Source organism: Sulfuracidifex tepidarius (assembly GCF_008326425.1).
GTDB classification, from domain to species: domain Archaea; phylum Thermoproteota; class Thermoprotei_A; order Sulfolobales; family Sulfolobaceae; genus Sulfuracidifex; species Sulfuracidifex tepidarius.
Map to the genome: position 1 here is coordinate 1,971,899 of NZ_AP018929.1, position 18,573 is coordinate 1,990,471.

The 18,573-nt window shown below is 35.7% G+C and carries 16 protein-coding genes; 11 read left to right on the top strand and 5 right to left on the bottom strand.

Annotated elements, in window-relative coordinates; translation table 11 throughout:
• Nucleotides 1-17: 17 nt before the first annotated feature.
• The gene (locus IC007_RS10205; RefSeq protein WP_054846360.1) at nucleotides 18-1,130 is read right to left on the bottom strand and encodes a glycosyltransferase family 4 protein; all 1,113 of its coding nucleotides are present in this window, start codon (nucleotides 1,128-1,130) and stop codon (nucleotides 18-20) included.
• Nucleotides 1,131-1,371: 241 nt separating this feature from the next.
• On the opposite strand from IC007_RS10205, the gene IC007_RS10210 reads away from it, so the two are divergent.
• The 3 genes from IC007_RS10210 to IC007_RS10220 all read left to right on the top strand — a co-directional run bounded on the left by IC007_RS10210 (nucleotide 1,372) and on the right by IC007_RS10220 (nucleotide 4,820).
• Entirely contained in the window at nucleotides 1,372-2,472 is a 1,101-nt protein-coding gene (locus IC007_RS10210; RefSeq protein ID WP_149528714.1) for a glycosyltransferase family 4 protein, read from the top strand.
• 121 nt (nucleotides 2,473-2,593) lie between these two features.
• Nucleotides 2,594-3,556: a glycosyltransferase family 2 protein gene (locus IC007_RS10215; protein WP_054846361.1), complete on the top strand. Its 963-nt coding sequence runs from the start codon at nucleotides 2,594-2,596 to the stop codon at nucleotides 3,554-3,556.
• Nucleotides 3,557-3,896: 340 nt separating this feature from the next.
• Nucleotides 3,897-4,820 (top strand): glycosyltransferase family 2 protein, encoded by a 924-nt coding sequence (locus IC007_RS10220; protein WP_054846362.1) that lies wholly within the window; start codon nucleotides 3,897-3,899, stop codon nucleotides 4,818-4,820.
• Between the two features lie 110 nt (nucleotides 4,821-4,930).
• Here the strand turns inward: IC007_RS10220 and IC007_RS10225 are convergent, their stop codons facing one another.
• On the bottom strand, nucleotides 4,931-5,170 hold the full coding sequence (locus tag IC007_RS10225) for a hypothetical protein (protein ID WP_149528715.1): 240 nt from the start codon (nucleotides 5,168-5,170) through the stop codon (nucleotides 4,931-4,933).
• A gap of 445 nt (nucleotides 5,171-5,615) precedes the next feature.
• Between IC007_RS10225 and IC007_RS10230 the strand changes: the two genes are divergently transcribed.
• From IC007_RS10230 to IC007_RS10255, 6 genes are all read left to right on the top strand, one after another.
• Nucleotides 5,616-6,704, top strand: coding sequence for a hypothetical protein (locus IC007_RS10230; protein ID WP_162302178.1), 1,089 nt, complete (start codon nucleotides 5,616-5,618; stop codon nucleotides 6,702-6,704).
• On the top strand, nucleotides 6,694-7,332 hold the full coding sequence (locus tag IC007_RS10235) for a hypothetical protein (RefSeq protein WP_149528717.1): 639 nt from the start codon (nucleotides 6,694-6,696) through the stop codon (nucleotides 7,330-7,332). Before IC007_RS10230 ends, IC007_RS10235 begins: the two co-directional genes overlap by 11 nt.
• 44 nt (nucleotides 7,333-7,376) lie before the next feature.
• Complete coding sequence (locus IC007_RS10240) at nucleotides 7,377-9,140, top strand: hypothetical protein (protein ID WP_149528718.1); 1,764 nt, start codon at nucleotides 7,377-7,379, stop codon at nucleotides 9,138-9,140.
• 74 nt (nucleotides 9,141-9,214) lie between these two features.
• Nucleotides 9,215-10,261: a glucose-1-phosphate thymidylyltransferase gene (locus IC007_RS10245; RefSeq protein WP_149528719.1), complete on the top strand. Its 1,047-nt coding sequence runs from the start codon at nucleotides 9,215-9,217 to the stop codon at nucleotides 10,259-10,261.
• Nucleotides 10,262-10,652: 391 nt separating this feature from the next.
• Nucleotides 10,653-11,768, top strand: coding sequence for a glycosyltransferase (locus IC007_RS10250; protein WP_054846367.1), 1,116 nt, complete (start codon nucleotides 10,653-10,655; stop codon nucleotides 11,766-11,768).
• 109 nt (nucleotides 11,769-11,877) lie between these two features.
• Nucleotides 11,878-12,834: a glycosyltransferase family 2 protein gene (locus IC007_RS10255; RefSeq protein WP_502708103.1), complete on the top strand. Its 957-nt coding sequence runs from the start codon at nucleotides 11,878-11,880 to the stop codon at nucleotides 12,832-12,834.
• Nucleotides 12,835-13,051: 217 nt separating this feature from the next.
• Here IC007_RS10255 and IC007_RS10260 read toward each other — a convergent pair whose 3' ends face one another.
• The 3 genes from IC007_RS10260 to IC007_RS10270 all read right to left on the bottom strand — a co-directional run bounded on the left by IC007_RS10260 (nucleotide 13,052) and on the right by IC007_RS10270 (nucleotide 16,237).
• Nucleotides 13,052-14,083 (bottom strand): glycosyltransferase, encoded by a 1,032-nt coding sequence (locus tag IC007_RS10260; protein ID WP_054846369.1) that lies wholly within the window; start codon nucleotides 14,081-14,083, stop codon nucleotides 13,052-13,054.
• Between the two features lie 108 nt (nucleotides 14,084-14,191).
• Nucleotides 14,192-14,539 carry an Sso10a family chromatin protein gene (gene sso10a / locus IC007_RS10265; RefSeq protein ID WP_054846370.1) on the bottom strand — a complete coding sequence of 116 codons (348 nt, stop codon included), beginning with the start codon at nucleotides 14,537-14,539 and terminating at the stop codon, nucleotides 14,192-14,194.
• A gap of 702 nt (nucleotides 14,540-15,241) precedes the next feature.
• Nucleotides 15,242-16,237 carry a glycosyltransferase family 4 protein gene (locus IC007_RS10270; protein ID WP_149528721.1) on the bottom strand — a complete coding sequence of 332 codons (996 nt, stop codon included), beginning with the start codon at nucleotides 16,235-16,237 and terminating at the stop codon, nucleotides 15,242-15,244.
• A 105-nt stretch (nucleotides 16,238-16,342) separates the two neighbouring features.
• Between IC007_RS10270 and IC007_RS10275 the strand changes: the two genes are divergently transcribed.
• Together IC007_RS10275 and IC007_RS10280 are read left to right on the top strand one after the other, a co-directional pair.
• Complete coding sequence (locus tag IC007_RS10275; protein ID WP_162302131.1) at nucleotides 16,343-17,362, top strand: glycosyltransferase family A protein; 1,020 nt, start codon at nucleotides 16,343-16,345, stop codon at nucleotides 17,360-17,362.
• Complete coding sequence (locus IC007_RS10280) at nucleotides 17,355-18,482, top strand: LamG-like jellyroll fold domain-containing protein (RefSeq protein ID WP_149528723.1); 1,128 nt, start codon at nucleotides 17,355-17,357, stop codon at nucleotides 18,480-18,482. The genes IC007_RS10275 and IC007_RS10280 overlap by 8 nt, the downstream gene beginning before the upstream one ends.
• Nucleotides 18,483-18,573: the final 91 nt, after the last annotated feature.

Here is an 18,573-nt window from a genome sequence, read left to right on the forward strand (position 1 = left end):
TAAAATATAGACATAATTTATATTTCATTCTTAGTTTTATCTAGAATACCTATAAAAGATGATACAGTGTATTCCCATGAGAACATTTCCGAACATTCTAGAGCTATTTTAGAATATTTTTCATAATTAGAAAGTATATTTAGAGTCTCCCTAGTCATTTCCTCCACGTTTCCAGTTTTAACAATTCTCACAGCGTCGCACTTTCCGTAGTAATGTGTCATTGCAGGGATATCGTAAGTCACAACAGGTACACCACATGCTAAGGCCTCAGCTACCACTATTCCAAATGAGTCTATATATGTAGGATAAATAAACACTTTCCCTGACTTCATAGTGCTGAATATCATGTCTCTACTTACTTCTCCTAAGTATGATATTCCAGTATCTTTAATTTTTTCTTCCAGATTGAAATCATGGTCTATAGGCCCCGCTATTGCTAACTTATTGTAGCCCTTTTCTTTTAGTCTTTTCATGACTTCTATTGTATCGTGAGTTCCTTTCATGAATCCAACCCTTGAAACTTGTATAGCGTCTAGATCCATCAGGGGTTTTGCCCTTCTTGCGCTCTCTAGATCTACACCTGCAGGTGGGTCCATTGGATAACAGTCAATTCCATAATTTTCTTTGAGTGAGTTGGATAATATTAGCCCGGCGCATATGTTATTTTTATTTTTTCTATATCTTTTTAGATTAGAAATACTACTTATAAACCAAAAGGTACCATCAATTGGATTAGTTTTTTTAATTAATTCCATGTAAAATTTCCACAAAGGATGAAATATAAAAGGTTCAGTATAGATCATGTTGATACTGTTTCGAGTTGAAGCTCCTATAACAAAATCGTATTTTCTTGAGATCTTATTGATCCTATTTTTAAAAATCGTAGAAAGATAAATTTTTCTTATAAGTCTGTATTGTTTACTATCGCTAGGCAAAACAATTTTATCCTCTAGCTTTACCTTGTTTTTCAGATCGGGGAAAGTATCCAGTAGCCCTGCTTCTTTTTTAGAGACGACCTCGATTAAGCCTACTTCTATTCCGTAGTCAGGAAGTCTGGATAATAACTCCTTTACAGTTGTCGTTGCACCGCTTATAGTGGGCCTTCCTATATTGACGTATAAAAGTTTCATATTTATGAGTAGTCAAATGATCCAATTTAAAAACTTATTTTAGAGGATCTATTTAAACGCAACTAACAATAGAGAAAATTTTTCTTGTTATAAAGGAGTTTCGGTTTTATTTATAGATATGCGGACGGCATTTTAGCTATTTTTAATAGGTTAAAATAACTTATCAGGATATTCCAGATATCTCCCTTTGAAAGATCCCCAATATAAGCTTTATTAAACACTTGCGCAATTTTGTATTAAGTTGAGAATTATACAGGTAGCTCCATTCTATCACCCCGTTCTAGGAGGAGTAGAAAAGGTAGTACAGAAAATTTCTGAATACATGAAGGAAAAAGGCCATGAGGTAGTCGTAGTTACATACAATAGAGACAGAGACAAAAGTAATATTTATAAAGAAAAAGAAATTATAAATGGAGTTGAGGTTATTAGGCTTCCTCCTAAGTTTACATGGAGTCACGGTTCTTATAGTTCGCTTCTACCGAAAATAGTATCCGACCTTAACCCAGATTTAATTCATGTACATGTCTGGAGACATCCTCATGTATTTCAACTAAGTTCTATGAAAGTTCCTAAGATACTTCAACCACACTCTCCTTTTTATTCGAGAAAACAGATAGGAAAATTCACTTTTATTTACTATAAAATTGTGGATTCTTTCCTAGGTAAAGAAATGAAGAATTACAATGTTATCTCTATAACACCACTTGAGAGGGATACAATAAAGAAGAAATTTAAGGTAGATTCTGTAGTAATACCCAACGGTATTGAGGACTATTATTTCGATGTAAAAAGTAAAGGAGACGACTATTACCTTTTTTTAGGAAGGGTTAGCAGTGAAAAGAACGTTATGAAAATGCTGAAGGGTTTCGCTTTGTCGAAGGTGAGTAGGCCACTTATCATAGCTGGTCCAGACGGTGGTTTGGGGACCGAAGTGAGGTCTTTCATCCATAAAACTGGTATTAATGCGAAATATGTAGGAAGCGTTACAGAGGAAGAAAAAATAGAGCTATTAAGTAAATGCAGAGCCTTGATCAATCCCAGACCTTATGAGGCATTTGGAATCACGTTAATTGAAGCTCAAGCTATGGGTAAGCCTTGCATGATAGTCGGACATGGAGGACAGGAATACGCTGCCCCTCCTGGGGTATCCAGCATAAGGGGTGAAGACAATGAAGTTGATATTTCCAATTTATTTAAGCAGATAGAAAATGATGAAATTTTTGAACTATTGTCAAAAGGAGCTAGACAGTATTCAGAGAGGTTTAGGTACAGCAAAGTTTTAGCTGAAATAGAGGAATACTACAACACTGTGGCCCAAAAAACTATAGAAAAAAATAATTAACATATTAAAAGATTTTATATGAGATATAATTTATTTTATCTAATAATTTTATAGTAATGGAATTATAGGGAAACTCTTAATAAAGTGCTAAGTTACTGTTATTTTTGAGGTACATAGATCAATGGCTTCCGACAATAGCGTTACCTTGAGTATTATAGTTATTAATGTAAAGGGAAAGGAAAATCTAATGCCTCTTATAGATTCTCTCTTAAATTCCTCTTTCAAAGATTTCGAAGTCATAGTTATTGATGACGTAGAACAAAAATTTGAAGATAAAAGGATAAGACTGTTAAAAATAAATGAAGATAAAGGAATTGCTTTCTGCAGAAATCTAGGTATTAAGAATTCTGTAGGTAAATTTATTCTTTTTTTAGATAATGATACTGAAGTAGATCATGATACTCTGGAAAAGTTTATCTCATATCTAATAGAAAATCCTGATTCTGTAGTTCAACTTAAGTTAGTGAGGCCTAATCACGTGATAGACGCAACAGGTGGATTAGTAGATGATTTGGGATATCCTATAGAATTAAACAGGGACGTGGAAGAGTCTAAGATAGACAGGGAAATAGAAGTGCTTTATGCTAAGGGAGCTGCTATGGGAATGTCTAGGAATACCTTGAATCAAATAGGACTTTTCGACGAAATTTACTTTTACGGTTACGAAGAGACCGATCTTTGTTACAGAGCGAGAAAAATGGGGATAAAGGTGATAGCTCTTCCTTTCGGAAGGGTAATTCATAAGGAGCATGGCTCATTTTCGAAAGATAACAAGGGAAGGGAAACTAGATTAGCTCATTTTCTAGAACGCGGAAGGCTTTATTTCATATTTAAGAACTTTGACTCTATGTTTCTTTTGAAACGTGTTCCTCGCGTCTTATTCTATTTCTTTGGATCAATACTAAAGGATATATACGGAAGGAAATATCATTTGGCAAAAACTAAGATAAGGGCTTTCGCTTGGTTCGTATCAAAATTTCCTTCTATTATAGCCGAAAGGAGGAATATTAAAGGAGTCACAGTAAACGAGAAAGAACTAATGAAACTAAGGCTTATTGTAAGGCACGGGGAGACAGTTAGTTAGATATGTTTTCACCCAAGAGTTTCCTCTAAAAAGTTATTGTGTAGGAATTAGATAATACACTCAATAATATTATACTACATTATATAACGATTAAACTGTTGTAGCGGTGTAATTAGTCCTTTTACTCTTAAATAATACTAGCGCCCGCGAAGCGTAATGTGTTATCAAACCTTGATTTCTTTTCCTTTCCAGCGAGGAGTCTTGTTCCTTTGTTGTCTATAAAAAGTAGGGGTATTTAAACTAGTTACTAATACAGATAATACCTGGAAATCAGTACAGATAGTAAATTATTTCAATACTCATGAATTTATAAGTTGAAGGAGCTAGTTCTATTTGGTAACTGGGATTGAGCAGGACGTCTGTGGAAGACAATTTCCCTAGAGTGAGTAAAGAAGATGTAACTGTGGTTCTTTGTACTTTAAACGAGGAAGATGCTATAGGTAAGGTGATAGATGATCTTTTTTCTCATGGATACAGTAATATTCTGGTAGTAGATGGATATTCCAAAGACAGAACGAGGGAAATAGCTGAGTCTAAGGGAGTTAAGGTGGTGATGCAGATTAATTCAGGTAAAGGAGGAGCCGTTATAACTGCTATAAATAAGGTAGATACAAACTTCATTGCGTTTATGGACGCTGACGGCACATATTCTGCCTCAGACTTGGATAGGTTGCTTTACCACGCGCCAGATTATGTGGAAGTCATAGGAAAGAGATGTAAAAGAGGAATAAGGACTCTCCATAGATTCGGAAACTGGGTTATAAATAAATTGTTTGCAATGGCTTTTTCTGAAGACGTGGGGGATGTTCTCTCAGGAATGTATATCCTTAAAACAGAAATAGCAAAGAAACTAGATCTTAGATCTAATGGCTTTGAAATAGAGGTAGAAATTGCTTCCCAGATGGCACGTTTCGGTAAAATAGCATATGTCCCCATATCTTACGGAGAGAGAATAGGAAAGACTAAATTATCAAGTTTTAGGGATGGTTTAAAGATCGTATTGTACCTATTCAAGATGATGAGATTCCAAAATCCCTTAGTGTTTTACGCTATAGTTGCTGGAATTTTCATTGTACCAGGCTTGATATCTTTGTCATACGCTTTCATTTTATATATTTTAACAGGAATATATCATAATGGATACGCGTTGATGGGAGCTATATTGACAATAGTAGGCGTTCAAGGAACGCTCGTAGCTGGTTTATCCTCTATGCTGAAGAGAATAGAAAAGCTTCTCTTGACGTCAAATGTATCTGTTAAGTAGAGGTATTTCTATTAAACGCCTTTCTTTTTGTCTATAAAAACATTTATAATATTGCAAAATAAAGAAAGCGACGAAAGATCTTTATAAGCACATCTGGATTAATTTTTTATTCAGAAATTGGAGGTGTTGAATGTGTATATATTATTATTGATCGCTTTAGCTATATCAGGTATAACCTTACAAGAATTCTTGCTTAGAAAAGTAAATACTCCTTTAAAGTCGTTAATTCTGGTTCTGTACTCCGCTATTCTCTCTATTGCAGGATTTTTAGTAATAATCTTTGAGACCCTCTTAAATGAGCCACTACTTGGGATATACTTGATTTCCTTCTCTTTGCCAGCATTTTTCATTGTTTATCTAACAAATTATTTCAAATTCTTCAAGCAACCAGAGTTTCTAGGCCTTTTAGTTGTATTATTTACAGTTCTGTCTTTCGCTAGTTCAGTGTACGTACCATCTACTTTACAGACTGTCACGGAAGATTCACCTCATTTATGCGATCCTTCTGCATATCCATTCTTTATCGATTTAAGTAATATATTACAGAATTCATCTTATGATTCGTATAAAATAAACATTAACTTAGGTCAGGGAACAAGTGAAGCCTATCTCGTTTATGGAGAGTTCTTACTTTATCTTAACGAATCTAAAGAAGTCCAATTTTTAGCCAATCAGACAATCAGTTTATTGCATAATGGGGACCTTAAGACCGCAAATAGTTCATATTCACAAATGTTTCGCGAATATAATCTAATGACATCTACATTGCAATCCTTAATTTACAATTCGAATCAATTGTTTGACAAACTAGGAGGTTCTTCGATCTCTACTTTCAGTTATGATTTAAATCAATTCAACTCCAAGGTTACATCTAGGGTTTACTACGTCGAGAAAATAATGTCATTAATTCAAAATTATTCTTTTAAGTCGTACCATCCAGTGTCTGTACATCTTAGTCCAACTGTGCTAGAATTTAATAATACTGTAGAAATTAATGGGAATATCACCTCCTCTTACGGATCTCCCAATGGATCAGTAGTAATTTATGTTAACAATATCTCAATTCAGAGATCATTAAATAACGGAGAGTTTAGTTTCCCACTTAAGTTGACTCAGTACGTTAGAGCCCTTCCTATAACGGTAGAATACCTAGGTAACAAAGGGTATCTTCCAAATATTAGTTCCTTCTATCTTCCTACTAATGTAGTCCTAACGAGTATGACATTTAATGTAACACCAAGGGGGAGCATCTACCCTGGTGAAACTATAACAATTCAAGGAAATGTAAGCGGAAATTTCAGGACCTTATCAGTATCATTCGATAATATAACTAGATACTTCATGGTAGGCCATAATTATTCAATTCGTTTTGCATTACCCACTAACTTAACTAACGAAACATACTTCCTAAACGTTACCGCCTTGCCTGATGGAATGTATTCGCCTTACACTAAGATAGTCTCCATTACGCCACACTTGTATAACATCAGCGTTACAGTTTCTTTGCCAAGCAAATGGATAGTCCCAAGTTCAATAACTTTAACGGGACACGTTTCATATAGTTCCGCTCCGGTTGATACTAAAGTATACGTGTTTGTGGATTCGCAGAGGTATGAAGCAATAGTAAGGAATGGAGAATTTCATGTCACAATAAAACCAAAGCTTACTCTAATATACGGGAAACAAGTGGTTATCGTGGATACAGTTCCATCTAATCTGTATTATAGACATATAGTTTCAGCTACGACTACCTTATACAACCCCTTCTGGTTCTTGGTAATCTTCATTATCTTACTCATATACATTGTCTTGAATAAGACGAGGAAGAAACAGGAAAAAGCTTATTTAATTGAAAAATATGTGGGTGGCGAGGATGAACTTTAAAGTAATTATTTTATCAATCTTGATAATTTTAAGTATTTTTACTCTTTTATTTGAGTTCCCAATAAATGGTTATTTATCTCCAGGGAATAATGGGCCTTATGGTATGTCCAAGGTATTTTCTGAGCTGGGGAACTCATCTAAAACCACCATGATATACTTGGTGTTGACTCCAAGCTACAACGCGAGTTACCTATATAGCTATGTGGAAGATGGGAACACCCTTATACTAGCCGGAAACCTGACTTTCCTGAATGATCTATTGAGCAAGATGAACGTTAGTATGTTATTAACTACAGGAATTTATGTAAATTACACATCATTTTACCAAATACCCGAGAACGTGGTAGCTTACTATCATGGGATCAGTATGGTGTTTCCAAGTCCTCACCCAATACTAGGGGGTATCCCCTTAGTCAAGTCGGGGCATTACGCGCTCATATCGCAGGAGAGGTTAGGTAAGGGCAAATTGATAGTGTTTTCTACCCCAGACTTCTTTATGAATAAATACGTTAATGCGGGATACCAGAATCTGGATTTTTTGAAGCAACAGATAGGTCGTTCTTCTATAGCAATCAATTCCCCTCAACCATTGATAATATATATTAGAGCATATTTGGAAGGAATTTAAAAGTTGGAACAAGCTTTTTAATGAAGTCTTTCATGATTACTTATATGAAAACAAAGATAGTGTTTTTATCATTTATAGTATCATTTATTATATTAGTCATGGTATTGCTTTCCACGGTAAACGCGGTGTCCTATGAAGGTTATGGACTTCGGATTTACTCTCCCTACCCTTTCTATATAAATGGTAAACTAGTTTCACCGGGTACGTACTATGAAGGATTTGGTGAAGTAGTTAATCTAACCTTTCCTACATATTTTTACAAAGATTCTGTATCAAGGTGTTATTTAAATTCAATTGACCTTAATGAAAGCAATGCAGAAAGTAATACTCCTGGTGTGTTAGAGCTCTATAATTCCAGTAATTCAACTATAATTGTTCTTAATACATCAGATTTTTATGAGACCTATGTAACTCCTCGCTATTTACAGCAGTACTACGTGAACGTAACATATAATTTACAGTTACCAGAGGCCCCGATAAAGTCTGGCTGGTATGATAGCCAATTTTTATTCAATATTCATTTACCTTTGATAGAAAATATTAGCTCTAACTACAGATATTATACCTATGAAATTCTAGTTAACGGAGTACCAGAGAGTTATTTTCACGTTGGTTCACCACTTAACATAAAAATACTGTCATATTATCAGGTATATGAAAAATTCATTAATAATATTACAGGGTATCTGAACGGGACTCTCGTAAAACTTTCTACAGGATGGTATAACTATGGAGATGATCTGAATTTAACTTCTCCTCTGTATACTGGGGTTGGATCACGATTAATCATATGGGGAAACGAAGTCGGGAACTTCAAGTTAACATCTCCCATCACTTTCGATGATAATGAGACGAACCAGTTTTACGTTAATTTCACCTCTCCAACTTTCATAAAATCTAATGGCCTAATCTATGAGACTACTGGTCAATGGTTTAACGAAAGCCAGAAATTTATGATTGAGAGCTCTTACCCAATAAACGCTACGTATAGATATTTCAGCGAAGGAAATTATCCTAGATATTGTGTGGGAGTTTATGGACCAATGAATATTACTGATAAACAAGTAGTACAATATTTGCTTACGTTTCCGGTTCAGTTAGAAGTTCAGTTGTCTAATGGGACTGAAATGACGTTTTCCTCTCAATGGATAAATGTAGGGACAACAGTTCACGTTTTACCACAGACAGCTTACGCCGATGAAGGTAAGGTGAGATACATAGTTCCTTCTCAAAACTTCTCTCGGCCCGAAGAGTTACAATATTTAAAGCAATATCTATTGAATGTACAACCATCAATAGTAGCTATGGTAAATGGGACTAACACCACCATCGGAGTAACATGGATGAATGCAGGGACAAATGTGACTCTATACAAGGTTTATTACATCAATTCCACCACAAGGATGGTTTTGTTAAGCTCTAACACTATGAGTTTCATTGTGAACTCTCCTATGAACATCTCCGCAGTTTATCAGCTTCAGGATCTAGTTCAAGTATACGGTAAATATTCCACAAGTATCATTTACTCCTTCAATAACTGGGAACCATACGGTTCAACGGTTACGATACCTCCTCTCCTTAGCTATGATAAAACATTGTTCCAGTTAAATTCAACCGTTAATACCATCTTGGTGAACTCTCCTAAATTCCTAAATCTTTCCTATGATCCTTTCAACGTTACTAGTTCAAATGGTATAGTTAATAATCAATCTAATTCAAACTTCACCTTCATACTTGTTTCTGTCATTGGAATAGCTGCGATAGCAGTCCTAGTCTACACTGTACTAATAAGAAGAAATCCACAATAGAATTAGCTCGTATTTTTTATTTTAAGTAAAGAATTAAGGTAAAACTTTTTATATAGATCATTTATCTTTCCTACATGAAAGCAATAATACTCCATGGAGGTCAGGGTACAAGGCTAAGACCACTCACCCACACTGGTCCGAAACAATTGATAAAGATTGGCGGGAAGCCTGTATCTCAATGGGGTCTAGAGGCGCTTTCAAAGGTAGGAATTAAGGAGTTCGGAATAGTTCTCGGAAATAATCACCCAGAAAAGGTAGTAGAATACTACGGTGACGGTTCAAAGTTTGGAGTATCAATTACTTACATCTATCAAGGAGAGGCTCTGGGTCTTGCGGACGCAGTGAAAAAAACTGAAGATTTCGTAGGTGGAGATAACTTCATTGTTTACCTAGGAGACAACGTAATTCTAGAAGGACTAGAGGAGCTTTTAAAGTTTCAAGGCTCAGCATCTATTTTGCTCGCTCAAGTGGAGAACCCTCAACGTTTCGGAGTAGCTCAAATAAAAGATGGCAGGATAATCAGACTTGTAGAGAAACCCAAAGAACCCATTTCAGATCTGGCCTTAGTAGGTGTATATGCGTTTACTCCAGACATATTTGACGCAATAAATAAAATAAAACCAAGTTGGAGGGGAGAGTTGGAAATTACAGACGCAATTCAGAAGCTTATAGATGAAGGTAAGAGTGTCTCTTACCATGTTATAAGAGGATGGTGGAAAGATACGGGTACACCTGAAGATCTATTGGACGCAAATCTCAAATTACTTGATAATTTCCTGGTAGAAGACAATAATGGATCTGTTGAAAATTCTAAAATACGCGGAAGAGTATATATCTCTCCGCAAGCAAAGGTGGTTAATTCCGACATTAGGGGCCCCGTTTACATAGGTAAAGGATCAGTAGTGGAGAACTCAATGATAGGTCCTTATACTTCTATAGGTGATGAATGCAAAATTAGGGACTCTGAAGTAACAAATTCTCTGTTACTTGACAGATCAGAGGTGAGCGGGGTTCAATTAATAGATTCTATAATCGGGCAAAGCTCAAAAATATCGAAGAAAGTGTCCAGTTTCCACGGATCTCGATTCATTGTAGGCGAAAACACCGTATTGCAGTTATGATGTATTTATCAATATTCTCTAATTTTCTTTTATACTTCATCAGACCTTAAAAGTCAAGATTTTTATATTTCAGATCTTCATAGGCCTCGAGATTTTAATGCGTAGCGCAAAGAAGTCCATACGCTCCGTAGCATGGGAGGCAAATGATCTAATGTTTCGTGAGGAAGAGGGAAGCCTTAGACATCAATACTGGAGGAAGTTCTCTTGCTCTTTAAGATCTGACGAAGATATTTCTATATTGCTTATTTTGATTTGGTTACTATATCATACTTTTAAAGTCGTAAACTAATTTTTCTAAGTATATAGAGACTTAAAGTTATATATACTATTATCCCTCGTTAATGAATATGAAGATTTATAGACATGTAAGTGTTTGATAAATTGATATATAATGGATTTGAAGTCTCTAGTTGTCCTACCGCCTCTCTTCTTTAATAGTGAAGCAAAAACTGCGGTAGCGTTCATTAAAGCTATCCGAGAGTACGGGATATCACAAATAGTTTCAGTTTCAACTAGAAATGACGATTATACGCAAGTTGATGAGATGGTAGAATTAGTTAAAGGCATAAAATCTTCCTCACTTCCAATAATAAGCGGACCATTAATCTCTGGACCAATAGATTACATCTTATTGAATGCCATGAAAATCATAGGTAGATTTGACTTCTCGTTAAATCTCTATTATGTTGATGTACCAGTAGGACTAGATGCATCCTACATTATTTATCCTCCCTCTGCTTTAATGTCTAGAGAGGAAATTATTAAAAGGAGATCGGGTTTAAAAAGAATTTATGCTAATATTGTTGAGAACTTAGTGCAGAAATCCGCCAACTCGAAGCATTTGTTATGTAGTTCCTCTTACATTAAGGACCTTATCAAGAGAGAGTATAATTACGAATGTTCAGTTATATATCCGCCAGTTGATGTGTTTTGGACTCCTAAGATTAATGAAGAAAAAGAGGAACTGGTAGTAGGAGTTGGAAAGTACGTCGAGCCAAAACACTGGGAGGAATTCATTCAAATAGCTAAGCTTGTGAAAGAGAAAAATAAGGAGGTAAAATTCACGATAATAGGCGGGCTAGACAAGGTGAGATCGTCAAGAGAGTATTTCAATAAGCTTCGGGAATTAGCAGGGGATAACGTAGAGCTTATGACGGATGTCTCCGAGAAAGATAAATGGGACATAATAAGTCGTGCGAAGATAATTCTACATTGCATGAGGAACGATAATTTCGGTCTGGGAGTCGCGGAGTCAATGTTCACAGGAGCTGTTCCAGTTATGTATAGAGCAACCGGGTCTTTAATTGACATTTCAGATAACGGTAAATATGGAGTCCTTTACAGCACAGTTCAAGAAGCGGCGAATTCCATTTTAGATATAATGATGGACGACGAGAAGTTTATGTCCTATAGCAGGAAATCCTTGGAAAGAGCTAAGGAATTCTCTTACGACACATTTAAGGCAAAGGTGTTTACTCTTCTTGATGAAATAACAAGAGGGCGTTGAAGAAGTATATCATTATTTTTATTTAAATATATTTTCCTTCTCTTTGATGGTTCATCCAAAAATTAATATCAAGTTTAAATAAATTCTTATAAGGGAAAAATCTTTTATAATTTGTGTACACACTTTATCTAGTTGTATTAAATTGATGATGAGTATTGTCATTATAAACTATGGAGATACCACTTACTTTAGAAAGTTAATTGATTCTCTGGACAATAAGGAAATGGAAATTGAGATTCTTGTAGGAACATTTGATAAAATAAATAAAGATGCAGAAGGGAAAATAAAATGGATATACCTAGATAAAAATTACGGTCCTCCAGGTAATAGGAATAGAGTGGCGAGATATGCCAAGGGAGACTTCATAGTTTTCCTAGATAACGATGTTGTTCTAAGTCCTGATTTTTCCGTTAATATATCAAAATACCTAGATCACAGTTCCATACTGCAGTTAGTGCTTATGAGGGAAGACGGAAGGATAGATAGCGCAGGAGGTTTAATAGATAAGTTAGGATACCCTCATGAAATAGGCAGAGACCAAAGATTTACTTCTCAAGAAGTAAAAGAAATACTCTATGCAAAGGGAGCAGGAATGATAGTACCAAGAGACGTATTCTTAAAACTTAATGGATTTGATGAAGACTATTTTTACGGTTATGCGGATACTGATCTAAGTCTCAGGGCATGGAAAACCGGATACAGAGTAGTTTCAATTCCAGTAACTGCAATTCATTATGAGCATGGCTCTTTTAGTTCGGACGAAGTTGAGAGAAAGCTCAGGCTTGCCTTCCTCTTGGAGAGCCGGAGGCTTTATTTCGTGACGAAGAACTTCGAATGGAGTTTTCTGCTCTCGGTTTTCCCAAAAATGGCTTTCTTCTTTCTAGGTTCAATGATTAAAGATATAGTAATCAGAAAGGACTTCAGTTTATTTGTAACCAGGTTCAAGGCGGGAACATGGTTTCTCGGTAAATTGACCGAAATTTCTAGGAAGAGACTGAAATACAGAGGGAAGTATAGACTGGGAGAGAAGGAATTGGTGAAGAAAGGTCTTATAATAGACCATTAGTTATCTTTATTTCTTTATTCATGAGAGGCTAGATCGTACTGGTTAACTCAGGGTAAGTCCCTTGTTCTTGTTGTCAATAGCATTATTTGTCTTTTCTCTTTGTTTATGAAAACTATTTATATGATGTATAATCAAATTGTTAAGTAAAACAAATAAAAGAATTTATTAGCTATTCTATACCTGCATATAAAAATACAGAACAAGAAAATTCCTATCTCTAGACTTCAATAAAAGGCATTTCGTTCTCATTAGGTACAACTATCTTGTAATTTCCCTTGATGAGTCTCTGTCTTACAGCAGCTGAGAACATGTCCATGAAGAAAGTCTTATAACAAGACTCTGCATGAGGGATTCTGTAAATGTCTAGACGAATGTTTAATTCTTTATTATATTTCATTGCCATTCTGAATGCCTTCAGATAGTTACTAGGAGATGCTAACTTTTTCCCCATGGCCTTTCTTATACCTTCTTTTAAATAATTGGCTATAAAGTATTCTTTAATATATTTTCTAAATTTAGAATTAGTTATCATTATAAATAAAAATCTACTTATTTTTATATGTAAATCGCTAACTTCATCTTCAGTAGTAGCTTTTCCTTTGTGATAACCAGTTTCGTATGGAAAGTACTTTACTTTGTATCCATGATGATATAGTTCCATTCCGAGTACACTAGAATCGAAATAAAGAAACGGAACTTCGTAGAATATGAATCCTCTAGATCTGGAAAATTCGCCTCTCAGCATCATCATGGCTCCTGAGACGTAAGTGACTAAACTCTCCTTGTTTGGATCCATGTTCGCTGTATGTAATCTGATTACGTTTCCATCATCCGCGATGAATCTACCCGTGTCAATCTTTCCTTTTCCCGTTATAAATTTCCCTTGAATTGCACCTAGCTTTGGATCGCTCTCCATCAATTCGGTCAAAATATTTGCGGAATCTGGATTAGGGACTGCATCTGGATTGACCAGGTATAGATATTTGGACTCCTTCGATGCGGCTTTGAAGGCTATGTTATTTCCTCCTCCAAAGAAAGTATTAATGTCAGATCTCAATAATTTGAATCGTGAATCTGTTACTTTCTCCTTCAAAAACTTGTATGTAGAATCTGTTGAGCCATTATCTAGAGCTATCACTTCGTAATTCGGATAATCTAAACTTCTTAGAGCTTTCAGATGTTCCTCTACAATTTGTTGTTCTTTCATTGAATTGAAATGAACTACTAAGATCGATATTTTTGGCTTCACGGGTATTACAGTAGATTACTACTATAAAAACCCTTTTATATTAAAAAGATAAGAACAAAAATTAGCTTTTATCTACTTAAAAAAAGATAAAGTGTTAAATTAAATAAATCATTCTCGTTGACGAATAAAATCGTATTCAGGAAGAGGTTTTCTCGCTTTTTGACCTTTGTTTAGGACCTCGTCTATAACGCTTTTTATTTTCTCGGCTTCTTGAATATGCCTTTCGTATTCTTCTATCTTCTTGAGGATCATCTTGCCCTTATCCGTTGTTTGGAATGCCTTGTTTCCTGTTTCTATAATTAGATCGCTCTTTATGAGATCAGATAGATAACCGGTAATCGTTTTATGATTCAGATTAGCAGCGTACATCAAAGAGGTCTTCTGAGTTTCTTTTATAGAGGCGCTCAAAATAGATTTAATTATAGCTATCTTATTTCTTCTAGCCCTCCTTTTCATAGTTTTCTATAGTAGAAAACTTGTATAAAAAGGTTTTCTATGAACATTAGAGTTATTGAAACTAAAAAATAGACCAAACGGTAGTGTAAAAAAGATTAAAGCTAAATCATACGGGACTTTTTCTAACAAAACAGTATATCTGGCCTTAGTTTTCTGTACAGTAGAAACTTGTCGTTAATAAGTTTCAAATACTATCTAAGATCTTTCTATAGAGAGTAAAAGTATATAGATTAATTCTTTTAATAGACATACTCTTTTTAACAGTATTGATGTTTAATATCAATGTGTAGAATATCAATTTAGCGAAGAACTTTTTTTCCTAAAAAAAATTAAGAGGAATAAGTACCTCCTGTATAAAATTAGAGAGACAATGGACTTAAATATTAGAAGTAAAATGGCAGCACCCTCTATATAAGCTCAACTGAAGTTGGGTAAATATAGTCTTTAAATAGAACGTTATATTTTAAAATAAATTGACTAAAAATTAGTAGAATTTCTCTAAAATTCTAAGAGTTATGTCTAAAATAACTTTTTAGCTATAAGATTTCGCTTGTTAAACAAAAATAGTGATGGCAGTGAGTAGGAATCCGGACCAAAGCGGAACATGACATTATCAAAACTGATTATTTTTTGAAAAGATATAAAATATAGTTTTTATAAATCAAAAGAAAATACTTAAGAAAGACTTAATTATATAAGAATTTATGGTAAGAATTTCAGGTTTTCTATAATCTTTGATGCAGCTGAATCTGGAGAGTGATTTGTGTTTACAAATTTAATGTTTTCATGAAAATCTAGATCTATCTTGTTTTCTAAGATATCCAGTATACGGGTTGCGAACTCTTCTTCACTTTCTGCATTTACGTAATTTATCTTCTCTATGCCTTCTACAGCTATTTTACTGGCAATGATAGGTTTCCCTGAGGCCATATATTCTAGTGTCTTTAATTTAACTCCTCCTCCCCTCTTTAACGGAGCTATACAGATGTCTGCTGCTTTTATGTATGGTGCGGTTGACTCTACATACCCAGTAGCGTGGACGGGAGGTTCTACAGATGGAGGAGATGGTCCTACAAGATAGAAATTGGCATCCTTTCCCTTAGCCCTTATAATTTTTGATATCTTAATTACTGATAGCGCAGCTTCCTTATTTGGGGGATAACTCATTCCCCCAACGAAGACTACCGCCGGTTTCTTTAACTCAACCGGCTTAGCGTTGCTAAACGCTTCTACATCTATAACGTTAGGGAGTATCTTTGCTTTCTTCAGTATAGTTCTCTCAGTTTCGGACGGAACGAATGTGACGTCGCAAATCTCCCCTATTCTCTCTAGAATTGAGACTATTCTCTTTCCAAAGCTGGACAGCCCCGTGTCCTGCCTTGATTCCACAGAATGGAGATGAATAAAGCAAGGAACCCTTAACATCCTAGAGGAGACAAGGGAAGGGATTACGGGCCACGCTGTCTCTGAGATTATTACGTCGTATTTTCCGTCGACTATCCTTTTTATAAAGGTGGGAGATATTTCTCTAAGCCAGAGAAGTCTCTTTCCCTTTTCGTCTGCCTTTCTCTTGGAATAAGGAACTATATCAACGTCAATTCCCTTTTTTCTTAGCTCCCTTGAAATCAGGTACACTTGTTCATGAATTCCGCCCCTCTGAGGATATATGCTCTCCATCATGACGAAAGCTATTTTCATATATGAAATTAGTTCTTCCTATTTTTAAAATTTCTTCTATATTGAAGTACCTTTAAATGGAAATAATTAAATACTTGGAAGTTCCTATTATAGCTGTGTAATAACTTGGACGTTACAATAGGGATTCCTACATTCAAAAATGACGGAAGGACTATTCTATACACTTTGCAGTCTTTGACCAAACAAACTTACGCGGATTTCAAGGTTTTAATTGCGTATAAACCGAGCGAAAACGATAGAACTCTGGACGTTATAGAAAAATTTACTAAGTCATTAGATCTGAAAATAATGTTTCAGAGAGAAGGTTACTTTGACGAAGCCTTGAACATGATTTATTCTACATCCAAAAGTGATATCCTTATATCAACAGACGATGATGCAGTCCCTTCAACTAATTGGGTCGAGTCCCATATAAGGGCCCATGAGAACTTCTACGACGCGGGCGTCATAGGTCCTTTTTTAGGGATCTCGCATAGATCATCCTTGATAGCAAGGCTTTATTCAAATATATTTGAAGATCCATTAGAGGAAGATATGAGGTTATCCAATAATTATTTCGCAAAGACCGGGATCCTAGTTAGGAATAATCTATTTAGAAATGCAGGGTCAAAGGTTAGAACATTTAATCCAATTGGGGTCAATATGAGCATTAAGAAAGAAGTGTATTCGGATTTCAAGCTTCCTAATATGACCCTGCGGGGTATAAACAATGAACTGTATTTATGTCTTCATGCATATGAAAAAGGATATCCTTGTACATTGGTAAACGAAAAAATTGAGGTAGAACATTTCGATCGTGATTCAATGAGCCGTCCCAAAAATTTGTCAGGAATAATTGAACGTTTCGCAGAATTTTCCTTGTCAGTGTATTATCTTTCTAAGTTGGGATATGATCTTGACTTCAAGAAACTTAAGCTAGATATCTTTTTGAAATCTATTCCTTGGAAGTTTAAAAAAGATGAGAAATTAAAAGCGCAGCTCGTAGGCATAAAGAAAGGAATAGATATATCTTTAGAGGCATTAAAACTTAAGAAAGATGAAAAATGGATAAGACAAAAATTAATGGAAATTCGCGGAGAGCAACAGAACTCATCTAATGTTTTGAGGGATTATCAAAATGTCTAAGATATCTAGAAGGCAATTTGTAGGACTACTAGCAGTAGGATCTATCGGGATCACTGCAGTAGTCCTGGAAGGCAGTAGGAAAGGTAATAACTACAACTCAGGTTCACCTACATCTTCAAAGACCTCATTAGCGGGAACTACATTCACTCCTTTAGTAATTTTAGTTGGTTCTTCTCAACAGTGCAAGGCTATAGGTTCAAACGGAGAAGTCATCTTCTCAGGCACCTGCTCTGATGGAAGTGGAACTTGCGGTATTTATGAGGCAATGCAGTACGTCAACCAGAACTTCGGCGCTGGAAAGGTTGACCTCATAGGCGAGTTCTATCCTACCAGTTCACCTTCCCCGATCCCCAACGTTGAACTTGACGGAAACGCAGTGATTTACTTGTCCCCTGCTAACTTGCAGTTCATTATGTCCTCAACTAGGGGTAACGGAATAAAGCTTCTATGGTATCAGAACTACGGTTTCGTCAACACCTTGCTCTCTCGCTCGCCTTCCTTTTCGCTTTCTCCTTACTTTTTCTTCCCTACCACAGCCTCATCGGTTTTCTTCGCTAACGGTGACCTTACCTTAGGCACTCCTTCATCATTCACAGTAGGAGCTTGGGTGAACGGAAATCAGAACAACAACGGAGGATATATCCTCACCTATGGATCCATGAGTGGAATATCCTGGGCCATACAGTACGGATATGGAGCGATTCTCTTTAACACAGATCAGACGTTAAAATATTATTATGACGAAGCTCCTTTCCATGTTGCAGTCACTTACGACAACGGAGACGTCACTCTGTACGTCAACGGCAAACCCGTGTCAACATCCACCTCTTCCATCTCATACGTAACTCCCTCTTATCTGTGGTTGAACAACTTCCCTAAGGTAAATCAGCAATCAGGTCTCTCTCCTTCCTCTCCGTTTTCGTCTATAGAGAACGTTCAGTTCTACCCTAAGGTTCTCTCTCAATCTCAGATCGAGGCAATTGCATCACCTACTGCTTCGCCAGTAGACCCATCCATATCTTTCTGGGCCCTCTATCGCTACATCTTTTATCTCGGAGATCTGATCACAGGGAAGGGATTTCAGAGGATGGGAGGCGTCCTAGAAGGAGGTGTGTTCTAGGCTTAAAATATTTCTAATTTATTAGATTCTTTTCTAAATTATTTTTGGTTCCTTCCAATTTATATAACGTTTCTTTAGCTTCGATTACATA